8 protein-coding genes are annotated in these 13,539 nt (G+C 71.0%); 3 read left to right on the top strand and 5 right to left on the bottom strand.

Translation table 11 applies throughout. From position 1 onward, the window contains the following. The first annotated feature begins 11 nt into the window (after window positions 1–11). Both ACIO1C_RS32155 and ACIO1C_RS32150 read left to right on the top strand, forming a co-directional pair. The gene (locus ACIO1C_RS32155; protein WP_401870252.1) at window positions 12–941 is read left to right on the top strand and encodes a Rieske 2Fe-2S domain-containing protein; all 930 of its coding nucleotides are present in this window, start codon (window positions 12–14) and stop codon (window positions 939–941) included. Between the two features lie 318 nt (window positions 942–1,259). After that, window positions 1,260–3,527: a catalase gene (locus ACIO1C_RS32150; RefSeq protein WP_401870249.1), complete on the top strand. Its 2,268-nt coding sequence runs from the start codon at window positions 1,260–1,262 to the stop codon at window positions 3,525–3,527. Between the two features lie 194 nt (window positions 3,528–3,721). On the opposite strand, the gene fxsT is transcribed toward ACIO1C_RS32150, so the two are convergent. The 5 genes from fxsT to ACIO1C_RS32125 form a co-directional block, all read right to left on the bottom strand. Next, window positions 3,722–7,678: an FxSxx-COOH system tetratricopeptide repeat protein gene (fxsT, locus tag ACIO1C_RS32145; RefSeq protein WP_401870246.1), complete on the bottom strand. Its 3,957-nt coding sequence runs from the start codon at window positions 7,676–7,678 to the stop codon at window positions 3,722–3,724. Then, window positions 7,662–8,993 (bottom strand): FxsC protein, encoded by a 1,332-nt coding sequence (gene fsxC / locus ACIO1C_RS32140; RefSeq protein ID WP_401870243.1) that lies wholly within the window; start codon window positions 8,991–8,993, stop codon window positions 7,662–7,664. The genes fxsT and fsxC overlap by 17 nt, the downstream gene beginning before the upstream one ends. Window positions 8,994–9,069: 76 nt before the next feature. Further along, window positions 9,070–9,906 carry an aminoglycoside N(3)-acetyltransferase gene (locus tag ACIO1C_RS32135; protein WP_401870240.1) on the bottom strand — a complete coding sequence of 279 codons (837 nt, stop codon included), beginning with the start codon at window positions 9,904–9,906 and terminating at the stop codon, window positions 9,070–9,072. Further along, complete coding sequence (gene fxsBH, locus ACIO1C_RS32130) at window positions 9,899–12,217, bottom strand: radical SAM/SPASM protein FxsBH, inactivated beta-hydroxylase extension form (protein ID WP_401870237.1); 2,319 nt, start codon at window positions 12,215–12,217, stop codon at window positions 9,899–9,901. Before fxsBH ends, ACIO1C_RS32135 begins: the two co-directional genes overlap by 8 nt. Before the next feature lie 9 nt (window positions 12,218–12,226). Next, window positions 12,227–12,391, bottom strand: a complete 165-nt coding sequence (locus tag ACIO1C_RS32125) for an FXSXX-COOH protein (protein ID WP_401870234.1) — start codon at window positions 12,389–12,391, stop codon at window positions 12,227–12,229. A 230-nt stretch (window positions 12,392–12,621) separates the two neighbouring features. Here ACIO1C_RS32125 and ACIO1C_RS32120 point away from each other — a divergent pair, with 230 nt between their 5' ends. After that, on the top strand, window positions 12,622–13,527 hold the full coding sequence (locus tag ACIO1C_RS32120) for a DUF4231 domain-containing protein (RefSeq protein WP_401870232.1): 906 nt from the start codon (window positions 12,622–12,624) through the stop codon (window positions 13,525–13,527). Window positions 13,528–13,539 lie beyond the last annotated feature (12 nt).

Here is a 13,539-nt window from a genome sequence, read left to right as displayed (position 1 = left end):
ACTCCTTGTCCATGCGCACATCGAAGCCGGCCCCTGCCACCGCTCGTGTGGAACGGGCGGACGAGACGGTCAGGCGGGCCGAGACGGCCCTGCTCGCGTCCGTGGACCGCCTCGGCCACCTCGAAAAGCTGGACCCGCTGATCACCGGGATGCGACGGCTGGTGCACGCGCTGCCCCTGGGCCGCTCCCGGGACGTACTGCACGGCAGGCCGTTGGGACACCCTCTCCATCCGATCCTGGTCCAGATCCCGACGGGCTCCTGGCTGTCGGCCGCCGTGCTGGACGCCGTGCCCGGTGGGGGCCGTCACGCACGTCTTCTGGTGGGGCTCGGCGTGGTGTCGGCCCTCCCGGCCGCCCTGGCGGGATGGGTGGACTGGGCGGAGCAGCACGAGGAACAGGGTCGTGTCGGACTGGTGCACGCGCTGGCGAACGGCGCGGCCATCGGCCTGTACACGGCGTCCTGGGTGGCCCGTGGCCGTCGCCGGCCCGTGCTCGGCCGGGCGCTCGGTCTCGCCGGCCTCGGAGCGCTGGGCCTCGGGGGAGCGTTGGGCGGGCACCTCGCCTATCGGCAGGCCGCCGGTGCCAACAAGGCGGAGCCGGTGTCGCATGTGATGGACCCGGGCTGGCAGACCCTGGGGCGGATGGAGGAGTTCCCCGTCGGTGAGGCGGTACGCCGGCTCGTGGGTGAGGTGGCCCTGCTGGTGGTGCGTGAGGCGGGGGGGCACATCAACGTCCTGGCCGACCGGTGCAGTCACGACTCCGGCCCGCTTTCGCAGGGGACACTCGCCGACGGCTGCGTCACGTGCCCCTGGCACGGCAGCGTCTTCCGGCTCTCGGACGGCTGGAACGTGCGCGGTCCCGCCACCTCGCCACAGCCCTCGTTCGAGACCCGCACGGCCGACGACGGCACGGTGGAGGTACGGGCGCCGCAGGCGCACTGAGAGGCTTCGGCTCGCCCCCGGTCGGACTCGCTGAAGCCCAGAGGGTGTCTTCCCCTCCGCACGGTTCGCGCCCACGCTCGCCCGTGCGACGTCCGGCTCACGGTGAGGGCCGCTGTCAGCAGCGGTGAACAGCCGTGAACAGTGACTGTCGGGGACACCGATCGGGTGAATCCGTCCGTCGAGCGGGTGCGCTGTCGCGTCACGACGCCGGAAGGGGGTACCCGGCTCCTGCGGACCCCACTGGCCCCAGACCTCCGACGGTGTCACTCCGCCCCCTCCCTCAACGATCGGAACGCAGTGAACGCGAAGAAGAACCCCGTGACGGCTGTCGCCGACAAGGTGGCCGAGAAGGTGCAGGACGCCGTCCGGCCCGGCAACGAGATCCCGGGTGCGCCGGGACCCGTGCCGCCGCCGCTGGACGAGCCGACCGAGCCGGCCGGTCCGCTGCCGCCCAAGTCCGACCAGCGCGGGCCTGACACGTACAGCCCGACCGGGCAGGAGACCGGAGTCCCGCCGAAGAAGGTGGCGCAGGGCGGAGAGCGGCTGACGACCGCGCAGGGCGCCCGGCTGTACGACACCGATCACTCGCTCAAGGCCGGCCCGCGCGGACCGGTGCTGTTGCAGGACCACCACCTGCGGGAGAAGATCACCCACTTCGACCACGAGCGCATCCCCGAGCGGGTGGTGCACGCCCGGGGCGCCGCCGCACACGGCGTCTTCCAGGGCTACGGCACCGCGTCGGGGATCAGCAAGGCCGCGTTCCTCGCGAAGGACGTCGAGACGCCGGTGTTCGTCCGCTTCTCCACCGTGCTCGGCTCACGCGGTTCTGCCGACACCGTTCGCGACACCCGGGGCTTCGCGACGAAGTTCTACACCTCCGAGGGCGTCTTCGACCTGGTCGGCAACAACATCCCGGTCTTCTTCATCCAGGACGCGATCAAGTTCCCCGACGTGATCCATGCCGGCAAGCCGCACCCCGACCGCGAGATCCCGCAGGCCCAGAGTGCGCACGACACGTTCTGGGACTTCGTCACCCTGCACACCGAGGCCACCCACCACACGCTGTGGAACATGTCGGACCGGGGCATCCCGCGGTCCTACCGCATGATGGAGGGCTTCGGCGTCCACACCTTCCGGCTGGAGAACGCCGAGGGCGCCGGCACGCTGGTGAAGTTCCACTGGAAGCCGAAGCTGGGCGTCCACTCGCTGGTCTGGGAGGAGGCGCAGATCACCGCGGGCGTCGACCCGGACTTCCACCGCCGGGACCTGGCCGACGCGATCGAGGCCGGCGCGTTCCCCCAGTGGGAACTGGGAGTGCAGACCTTCCCCGACACCGACGACCAGATGTTCGAGGGCATCGATCTGCTGGACCCGACCAAGTTCGTGCCCGAGGAGCTCGCGCCGATCCAGCCGATCGGTCTGATGACGCTCAACGCGAACCCGTCGAACTACTTCGCCGAGACCGAACAGGTCGCCTTCCACGTCGGCCACCTGGTGCCCGGCATCGACGTCACCAACGACCCGCTGCTCCAGGGCCGCCTGTTCTCCTACCTCGACACCCAGATCAGCCGGCTGGGCGGACCCAACTTCGGCCAGCTGCCGGTCAACCGCACCCACGCGCCGGTCAACGACATGCTGCGCGACGGCATGCACCAGAGCGCCGTCCACAGCGGTGTGGCACCCTACCGGCCGAACTCCCTCGACGGTGGCTGCCCGTTCCTGGCCGGCGCCGACACCGGTGCCTACATCGAGGTACCGGTCGAGGTGCCGGCGTCCCGCAAGGTCCGCGAGGCGCCGGCGTCGTTCGACGACCACTTCAGCCAGGCCCGGCTGTTCTGGCTCAGCGTGACGCCCACGGAGCGCGAGCACATCGTGGCCGCGTACACCTTCGAACTGAACAAGTGCTGGGAGCAGACGATCAAGGAACGGGCCCTGCTCGTCCTCGCCAACATCGACGGCGAGCTGTGCGAGCAGGTCGCCGCCGGACTGGGTCTGCCGGCGCCGGGGGCGACCGTACCCTTGACCGAGCCGCAGCCCAGCCCCGCCCTGTCACAGCTGGGCGGCAGGTGGCCGAGCGACGGCCGGATCATCGGCATCGTCACCGCCGGCGACCAGGATCTGTCCGGCGTACGGGCGGTCCGCCGGGCGGTGTTGGACGCCGGCATGGTCCCGCTGGTCATCGCCCCGACCGGCGGGAAGCTCGACCAGGACGGCGAACCCGTCACCGTGCAGCGCACGTTCGCCACCGCCCGCTCCACCGAGTTCGACGCCATCCTCCTCGCCGGCGCACCGGCCCCCGGCGCCGACGCGAGCGGTGCCCGCGACGCCAAGGTCGACGACGACCTGGCGGTGGCCGCCGGGATCGACCCTCGGGTCCTTCTGCTGATCACGGAGGCGTACCGGCACGGCAAGGCACTGGGCGCGTGGGCGGACGGGGCCGACGCCCTGGAAACCGCCGGCATCGCACCCGACGCCCCCGGCGTGGTGACCACCGCCACCGACCCCACGGCGGTACTGGACGGCGTCACCGAACTGCTGGCACACCACCGCGCCTGGGACCGCTTCGACCCGGCGGTGGGGCGGTAGGCAGGGGTCAGCGCCTCCATGCCGGGATCGCGTTCAACGTCCGCCCTCCGGTCAGCCAAAGGTTGATTCCGAAAGCTCCTCGGGTTCGTTCTGTTCGTGCTGGGCCAGCGCCAAGCCCAATCCTGGCGACCACCGAAGCTCCCCCGCGCTCCCGGGTGCCGGCCCGAGCCCGTCCGGCACCCGGAAGGAGACGGCTACACCACCAGGGGCTCCAGGTCGCGGTGCACCCTGCGCTCGTCCCGCGCCAGCCGGGTCAGCGCGTGGTCCTCGCCGAGCAGCTGGGTCAGCTCCTCCACCGTCTCCGCGCGGATCGGCGCCGCCTCGTCCTTGCGGCCCAAGGACCCCAGCGTCACACAGAGGTTGGAGACGACGGCGAGCATCTCGGGGTGGTGCGCGCCCAGCGCCTCGCGCAACCCGGCGACAGCGGCCCGCTCGATGGCCAGCGCCTCCTCCAACTCCCCCAGGTCCGCCTTGGCGTTGGCGAGGTTGACCGTGCAGAAGAGCGTGTGCGGGTGTTCGTCCCCCAGCACCTCCCGCATGGCCCGCAGAGCGCCCTGGAGCAGTTGTTCCGCCAGCTCGGGTGCCCCGCAACCCCAGTGGTAGATCCCGAGGTTGTTGATCGCGGCGAGAGTGTACGGGTGCCGCTCCCCCGGCACCTTCATGTACTGGTCCACGACCTCCTGCGCCAGGTCCCTGGCCGCCACCGGCTCCCCGGCCGAGAAGTGGTCGGCGGCCAGGTTCAGGTCGCAGGCCAGCGAGTCCGGATTGACCTCCGTGCCGTACTTGGCGCGGTAGCGGTTGCGGGTGGCCGTGGTCAGCCGCCGCGCGTCCTCCAGGCGGCCCGCCCTGCGCAGCGACACGGCCAGGCTCTTGGCCGCGACGAGCGTGCCCGGGAACGCCTGCCCCATCTGCTCCTTGAGCGTCGCGTACGTCCGGCTGAGCAGCGCCGCCGAGTCCTCGTACCGGCCGATCTCCCGCAGGTCCCGCCCGAGGCTGGCGGCGGAGGAGAGGGTGTACGGGTGCACCGGGCCCAGCACCTCGGTACGCCGGTCGAAGACGTCCTGGTCCAACTCCCGCGCACGGGAGAAGTATCCGACCATCCGCAGGTTCAGGGCGAGGTTGTTGGCGGCGGCGAGCGTCCGGGGGTGCGACTCGTGGAAGATCGAGCTGAACCCTTCGTGCGCCTCCGTCGCCAGCTCCATCGCCTTGCCGTACTCGCCGAGCGTGCCCAGGTCCATGGCGAGTCCGCTGGTGGTCATGTACGTGTGCGGGTGGGACGCCCCCAGCACCACGCGCTGGCGCGCCAGGGTCTCCTCGTCCAGCTCCCGCGCCTCCACGTAACGGCCCTGCGAGCGCAGGATGTTGGAGAGGTGGAACCGCAGGTAGAGGTATTGGAGATCGTCGTTGCCGAGCTTCTCCCGCCACACGTCCCGCAGGTCGTTGGCGAGTTCGAAGGCGGCGGGCAGGTCGCCGCGCTTCCAGAGGTAGCGCACGCGGTCGATCATCAGCCGGCGGGTCTCCGGCTTCCTGCACCGGGCGGCGTCCGACGGCACGAGGTGCGGCCAGATGGTATTGAACCGCTCCCAGGTGCCGGGGTTGTCGATCGGCTCGTCGTCGTCGGGCCTGGCGCCCGCCAGGATCCGGTGCACGGCGTGCCGGGCGTCCTGCTGCTCCTCCTCGGTGAGCTGGGCCTTGATGATCGCCTGGACCAGCCGGTGCACCTGGATGCTGTTGCCGACCTGGTCGACCTTGGCCAGCGCGAACCGGCCGATCTCCCGGATGACCCGGCCGAGGACCAGCGTCTCCTGGAGCGAGGCGTCGTACGGCTTGAGCGCCTCGATCATCTCCTTGCTGTAGAGGAGGTTCGCGGAGATCGGCTCGGGGGCGAAGAAGGCGCAGAGCTGGAGCAGCCGTACCGCCGCGGGCGAGCGTTCCTTGAGCCGCTGGATGGAGATGTTCCAGGTGGCGGCGACCGGTTCCGGGTAGCCGGCGGGCTGGTTGAGCGCCAGCACGCTGGGTGCCTGCTGGGCCAGTTGCTCCAGGTAGTCCGCGACGGGGGTGGCGGTCTCCGCGATCCAGGCGGCGGCCTGTTCGACGGCGAGGGGCAGGTCCCCGACGGCGGTGGCGACCTTGTCGGCGTCCACGGCGCTCAGCCCGGGCGCGCGCCGCTGGAGGTGTTCGACGGACTCCTCCCGCAGGAAGACGTCGACGGGCAGCGCGTCGCCGTACTGCGACCAGGTCTGATTGCGCGAGGTCACCAGCACGTGGCCGGGACCGCCCGACGGGAAGAAGCGCTTGAGGAGTTCGGGGTCGTCGGCGTTGTCGAAGACCAGCAGCCAGCGCGAGGACGGTACGCCGCGCCGCAGCAGGTCGACGGCCTCCTGCGAGGCGGCCGCCATGTCCTCGCCGCCCTGGGCCCCGAGCCGTACGGCCAGTTCGGCGAGGCCGGCCACCACGTCCGCGACCTGCTCGGAGGAGATCCACCAGACCAGGTCGTAGTCGGCCATGAAGCGGTGCACGTACTCCAGGGCGACCTGCGTCTTGCCGATGCCGCCGAGTCCGTACAGGGTCTGCGGCTGGGGCAGCACCACGGCCATGCCGCCGCCCAGTTGGTCGCGCATCCGCTCCAGCACGAGGGAGCGCCCGGTGAAGCCGGGGTTGCGGGCGGGCGCGTTCCAGATCTTGGGGACGGTGCCGGGGAAGCGCGGGCCCGGCGCGACCGCGTCGGTGAGCTGGACGGGCCGCTCCAGCGCTCGTAACAGGGCGGTGGTGGCGTGGACTTCGTCCAGCCGGTAGAGGTCGACGGGGTTGCGGTCGATGTACGGCGTGGTGAGCCGTACGTCCCCGACCCGCAGCGGCACCAGCTGCCGCCGGCCGCCGCCGGGGTCCTCGGACGCGGCGCGGGTCCACACCTCCACGGCGCGGGCGGACTTGAGGTAGGCGGTGGACAGCAGCACGACGGTACGGGCCGCCGTCTCGGCGGCCGTGGCGGTCGCGGCCGCGCCCTTGCCGGTCCCCGCGGCGGCCGGATCGGCGGAGACGTCCCGGGGCACGACCCGGAACCCGGCCCGGGTGAGCACCGATTCGACCCAGTCGGCCCACATCCGATTCTCGGCCACATAGCTGAGGAAGAGGTCGGCGGGCAGCGAGGGGCGGCGGCGGGTGAAGGCGTCCCTGATGCGCAGCCTCGCCTCCTCCCCGACGGGGGGCATCGCGGTGACGGCGCCCTCGGTGACATAGGCGGTGACCCGCTCGAAGGCGGAGAGCAGCGAGTTGCTCAGCCCGGCCTCGTCGCCGAAGGTCGCGAGGGTCTCCTCGTAGGCGTAGTAGGGGCGGTACGGAATCTCCACCGCGCCCCAGTAGGCGGTGAGTTCCTCCCCGGAGAGCCCGCCGGGGAACCGGTCGAACTTGAGCCGGGCCAGGGCGCGTCCGGCGTCGGCCTTCTCCTTCTCGCCCTCGTCGATGCGCATCGGCACGGGGAAGATCTTGATGCCCCGGCCGCCGTAGCGCTCGTCGATCTGGCGGGCGACGGCCGCGGCGCCGTCGATGGACTGGTCGCTGAGGGTGAAGCAGTCGACGAGGGCGTCGGGCAGGTGGACGGTGCAGATGTCGGCGATGTCGCTCAGACCGGTCCTGCTGTCGATGAGGACGTAGTCGTAGTTGGCCTTCATGTCGTCGCGCAGCGCGTCGAAGAAGTGGCCGCCGCCGAGCCGGTCGTAGAAGTTGTCCCAGTCGAAGGTGGAGACCGTCGCGGAGTACTCGCGGTTCTGCTTCCCGGCGGAGACGAAGTCGAGCGTGCCGCCGGCCGGGAACTCCCAGCCCAGGTTCTCCGGGGTGAGGGAGACGGCGTGCGGCTGGATACGCGCGTAGTCGCGGTGCCAGTCGTCGGACCGCTCGACGGGGCTGGTCGCGGCCCACGCGTACTCGGTGATCAGGTCGATGACCCCGGTGGTGGCACCGAGGGTGGAGGGGTCGAGGAAGGGGTGGAAGAACCGGTGCAGGCCGGGTGCCTCCAGGTCCCAGTCGACCGCCAGGACACGCTTTCCGTTCGCGGCGAGAATCCAGGCGGTATTGGCCAGGGCCATCGTCCGGCCCGTACCTCCCTTGTACGAGTAGAAGGTGACGATGCGTCCGTCACGACGTTCTGTCATCCGTGTCCTCCGCATCGGGCGCCAGGTCGTGCGTCTCGGGCAAGTAGTACGTCGTCGCGTACTCGGCGGCCATCGGGCCGCGCAGGCGCGGCCGTTCGGTGTGGCTGCCGCCGGCCGGCGGGTAGACCGCCGCGTGTCTCAGGTACTGCTGGGCGGCGGCCTCGACGACCTGCGGCAGGATCTGGCCGAACGCCTCCATGCTGGGCACGCCCTTGGCGGCGGCCCGGCAGGCGGTGCGGCCCTGGCCCATCTTCCTGGGCATGGTCCGCTCCAGCTGTTCGCTCAGCTCCGTCTCGGCCGCCCTGCTCTGCTGGTCCTCGCGGTTCCACGGCACGACGACGCTCACCCAGGGCCGGTGTTCGGCGTCGAACGCGGCGAGCCGCTCGCGCTGTTCCTCGTCGTGCAGGGCCCACCGGTCGACCAGCAGGATCTCCGGCCGGGTGGGCGCCTGTTTGCCGTCGTGCGGTACGGCGACGTCGTCGAACGACATGATGTCCGCCTGGTAGTTGAGCGAGCGCACCAGATCCCGTGCGACGTACGCCAACGGCCTGACGGAGTCGGGGTGGTAGGGATTCCAGTCCTGGGCCGTACCGCCGTAGTAGTGCGGGGTCCGCCCCTCGGGCAGGTCGTGGTGGGTGGGCGCGGCCACGGTGACCTGCATGGGGCGCGGACCGCCGTTGGCCCCGAACGCGCTGGGCACCTGGCGGTAGTCGAGGGGCCGGCCGGGGCCGACGGCCGCGGTATCGGCGACACTGACGATGCGTTTGGCGAGTTCGTAGACCGCCCGCTCGTACTCCTCGGCGAATATCCGGAGCTTGATCAGCCCGTAGAGCCCGTCGGTGACGTAACGGTCCCCGAAGTCACGGTGGTTGAACTGCAACCGCTCGGCGGGACCGGGGAGTTGCTGCGGTGGCACCGGCACCCAGAGGGCCGGCACGATCGCGTCCGACGGGTTGTTGCTCTTCGCCTGCTGGTAGATGACACGCTGCGCGAACGCGTACCACTCCTTGCCGCACATCTCGCTGGCGAAGTAGCGCGGCGAGAACAGCGGCACGAACACCCGGCAGGTGGAGAGGACTTCGCCGAGCCGTTCCGACCAGCCCTCGCCGGAGCGTATCTCCCGGTCGATGAAGCCCGGCGGCGCACCCGCCGGCAGGTCGGTCATGGCCAGCACATGGCCGCACAGATCCCGGAAGAGCCGCTCGACCCACATGTCCGGGTCGGGCCCTCCCGCCCCGTCCCTCGGTGTGTGTGCGTAACTCAGAAAGAAATACGGCCGATGGTCAGCCGCTCGCTGCTGTGGTGACGCCTGCACACGACCCCCGTCCTGTGTCTTGGCGAACTCATCATTCCGGAGCGGAGCCCGCTCCCTCCCCTTGACGTTCGGTCAATCAACGCCGCTTTTCGGTCATCCACGACTCCGCGTGATCCACCGCGTCTTTGATCGGGAACAGCCTGGCGGATGTTCCTCCCAGTTGTCCCTTCTGTTCCATACCCCAGGGGAACGAAGCGCCCACGGACTCAAAATCGCTGTCGTCGAGGGTGACATCCTCATATTCCACCCACCGCGCGATCCCGTCAGGGCCTTTCACCACACAGCGATAGGAACGCGTCGGCGCACCGGCGCGGTATTCCGCGAGATGGAACGCGGTGCAGACGCCGAATCCCACATTGATCATCAGAACCCGCGCACCGGACGCGGCCAGGGCGCCCAGCGGGGAGTCCTCGCCCAGATGACTGTGCAGGGGATGCGAGGCCAGCAATTCCCGCGCCTGGCGTCCCACGGCCGCGAAAGAGGTCTGCGGATGGGCGCTGCGCACCGCGGCCGGATGGGTGCGTACGGACTCGGCCAGCCGGCCCATCCCCGTGGAGGGCGTGGTCGCCGCGTCGAAGGCGGGCATCCGCTCCCGGAAGGCGGCCGCCTCCCGGCGTGTCTTCCCCCGGATACGGGCCAGATGGGCCGAGGAGGTGTCGGAGTTCTCCTCCGTGAAGGCGGGCACGACCAGGGTGCCCTCGCCGCCCACGGCCGTCAGCAGGGCGGTGCGCAGGGTGTCGGCGTCGAGGCCGGTGGAGCCGAGGGAGGCGTGGACGAGGAGGATCGTCCCGTCCGTGACCCCCAGGGCCCGCAGCTCGGCCACCAGCGCGGCCACGGTGGCGGCCCGGCCCTCCGGGTCGGCCGCCGCCCCGCCCGCCGTACTCGCCGTCGCCTCGTCCGTCGCGTCAGGCATGGTCGACCTCTTTCCACAGGGCGGCCAGCAGGCTCTTCCCGCTGACCGTGAGTTCGTCCGTGTCCTCCAGCGTGCCCAGCGCCCGGCGGGCGTGGTCCCGGTAGGAGCTGTCGTACGCCGCGAGCCCGACCCGTTCGTACGCCCCCGCCAGCAGCTCCGACACCGGGACCGGCGCCTCCCGCCAGGGCGCCCGGCGGCTCCGGCCGCCGTCCGGCGCGTACAGGTCGGCGACCTCGGTGAGCGCCCGCAGCTTCGCCGCGCGGAAGCCCCGCAGGAGCGCGAGCGCCAGCTCCCCGGCGTCCCCGTGGACGGGGACGCCCAGGGCTCCGTAGCCGGGCGGGCCACTCACCGCTCCCGTGTCCGCCGACAGCAGCGGCGTCAGCGTGGACAGCGTCCCCGCCGCCTCCGCCGCCTGGTCCGGTACGGCGTCCCGAAGCAGCCGCCAGGCCGCCGCCAGCCGGGCGCTCCAGCCCGCGGCCTCCGCGTCCCCGAGCCCCGGGTGGACGGGTGCGCCGAAGCGGTCGCGGTACGGGTCGAGGTCGTCGAGGGCGAGGTCGGGGGCGCCGTCCCGGCCGAGCCGGCGCACGGGCCGCCAGTAGGGGGTGGCCTCCTCGGGCCGTACGACCAGCCGCTCCACCGCGCCGGCGCGCACCAGGAAGCCCTTCTCCGTGACACGCACCTCGGCCTCCCCGTACGAGCCGGCGCCGTACGGTCCCGTGCCGTACGGTCCTCCGCTGTACGGTCCCCCGCCGTGCAGACCCGCGCCGTGCAGACCCGCCCCGTCGTCCAGGCGCAGCACCCCGAGCGTCGGGAGGTGCAGGGCGCCGTCCCGGTGGGCGACCCGGACGGGCACGTCCAGGCCGCCGCGGATCACGGCGGCGGCGACATAGGCCGCCAGGCGGCGCGCGGTGCCCGGTGCCTCGGGGCGCTCCTCGCGCAGGGCCGCGACGGAGTCGACCAGCCAGGGGCGGGTGTACGGGTGGGCGAGCAGCTCGTCCAGTCCGTCGGAGCACCCCTCGACCACCCCGGCCAGCTCCCAGGCCTCCTGCCAGGACGCGCCGCCCCGGCCGGCCAGTTCGGAGTGCAGCTCCGCGAGGAGCGAGCGGGTCAGGTCCAGCTGGGCGGCGAGCAGTTCCCCGGTGTCCGTGACGGCGGGCGAGGTGGTCGCGGCGGCCGTACGGGACTCGATGCCGCGGATCAGGGCTTCGAGGTCCGCGCAGTAGACCGAGGTCCGGTCGAATCCGGCGGGTCCCGCCCCGGGCCCGGACGGGGCGCCGGAGCTGTAGCGGTGGGTGTAGAGGCCTCCGCCGCAGGAGCGGACGACCGGGCACTGCCGGCAGGTCTCGCTCACCCCGGCGAGGCCCAGCTGACGGGTCCGTACGCCGGGGTGGCCGGCGACCTCGTCGAAGGTGTGGGAGAAGACGTCGAACCCGGTGGCCGCCGCGCCGTCGTAGGCGCTCTTGAGCGAGTCGACCTGTTCCAGCGTGCCGTCCGTCTCCACGACGACCAGGTCGGTGGGGGCCAGTCCCAGGGATTCGGTGAGGCTGGGGCCGCCGCCGAGAGTGGAGAGCACCGACTCGAAGAGCCGTACCGGCATGGGCCGGCCCTGCTCCTGCCAGCGGTCGAAGACGGCGAGCAGCCAGTCGGCGTACGCGGTGGGCGAGCCGTCGGGGCGCGGCGGGGGCTCGTCCCAGGTGGCGTGCGGGAGCAGGAAGTCGATGCGCGGCGGATCGAGGGCGGCGAGCGCGTCGTACACCGCGAGCGGGTCGTTGGCCGCGTCGATCGTGCAGAGCAGCCCGAGGTCGAGATGGCGGTAGCGCTCCTCGTGGAGCAGGGCGACGGCCTTGAGTACCTGGGGGTGGCTGCTGCGGCCGTCCGCGTAGCGGCGGTGCCGGTCGTTGGCCGTCCGGTCGCCGTCCAGGGAGATACCCACCCGGACGTCGAATTCGTCGAACAGATCGAGATAACGGGGAGAAAGTTGGAGCCCGTTGGTGTGGATGCGCAGATCGAGGGCAGCGATTCCCTCGAGAGCCGCGGTCAGCTCGGCGCAGACCTGCCGCAGCCGGGCGGGACCCGCCAGCAGAGGCTCCCCTCCGTGCAGGATCACTGACACGGAGGGCAGGGCATGAGTCTTGGCGTGCTCTGCCAGTCGCAGAGCCGTCCAGGAGATCGCCTCGTCAGAGATCACCTTGGGGCGGGTGCGCCAGCTCTGATCGGCGTGTTCATAGATGTAGCAATGGTCACAAGCGAGATCGCACCGGCTGTGGACCTTTAAGACGATCTCGCGGAATGGGACCAGGGGTCCAGTCATTCCGCCAGTCTAGAGGGCCGAGTTGAAGCTCGAAACGCGCGCGACACGGCCGGTGGGCATGGGAAGCACCCGGTTGAGCTTCTTGGCGACCTCGGCGTCGCGTACGTCGATCTCCGCGAGGGGGACTCGGTTCTTCTTCGCAGGAGCGAAGGTGACAGAGGTCTGAAAGGTCACGACGGCCGTCCTTGATCATCAGGTGCGAACAGGAGACACGGCACCGTTGCAGTGTCAGCGGCTCGACTTTACTCTTCAGAACTCGTACAGCAACTCGGCACGGGCGGCCGAGACAAAAGCGTTGTCAGGAATTCGCGACGCGGTGCGGAAGGCGCCATTCAGCTGAACGAGTGACAACACAACAGCAGACGGGGGCGCGCATGGCCGAGTTACGCGGACCACTGCACAGTATGGTCTTCCGAAACGCTGATCTGCCGGTTCTCTTCCACTACGCGGACGCGATCGCCATCACGCGCCAGCGGCAGGCGGTCAACGCCAACCGCAGCCAGCTGGTGCTGCTGGTCCTGGCCGCCGCGCTGGCCGCGCTGCCGTGGGAGGGGAAGCTCGGGGACACGTTCCAACTCGTGGGCGCGCTCAGCGCGTTGGCGTACGCGGGCGTACTCCTATTCACCCTCAGGTCCGCCGGGCACCGAGCAAAGTCGCATTGGCAACTCAACCGCTCGGCGGCCGAGTTCATCAAGTCGATGTCCTGGCGGTACGCGGTGCACGGGGCCCCCTTCGATTCCGGGGCCGAGGATCCGGCGGGACTCTTCACCACCCGGATGGAGGCGGGCCTGAGGGAACTCAAAAAAGTCGGCTGGGAGGATCCGCGGGACGGGGACGCGGCCCCGGCGGGAGCGGCTCAACTCATCACTCCCCCCATGCAGATGCTGCGCGACAAGGCGTTCAGCGCCCGCAAGGAAACGTACGTCAGGGACCGGCTCATCGAGCAGCGCAACTGGTACCACCGGCGCACGGTGATCTCCCGTCACGCCACCACCCTCTGGGGGGTGACCATCACCCTCCTCACCCTGCTGGCGCTCTTCCTGGCCGTGCTGCGCACCTTCTCCGTCACCGGATCCTCCGCCGTACTGGGGCTGCTGTCGGCGTCCGCGGCGGCCTGTCTGGCGTGGAACGAGATCCGGCGGCATCAACCGCTCATCTCCGCACACTCGTTGGTGGAGGACGACCTGGCGGCGATGCACACGGCGATGGCGACGATGGTCACCGAGGCGCAGTGGGCGAACGCCGTGTACGAGACCGAGCGGATCGTCTCGCCCCAGCACACGGACTGGCTGGTACGGCATCGGAGTTGAGGCGCGGGAAGT

The organism is Streptomyces sp. NPDC087420 (assembly GCF_044744165.1).
GTDB lineage: Bacteria > Actinomycetota > Actinomycetes > Streptomycetales > Streptomycetaceae > Streptomyces.
The sequence above is the reverse complement of the archived record's forward strand: the minus strand, read 5'-3'. Positions and strand labels throughout refer to the sequence as shown.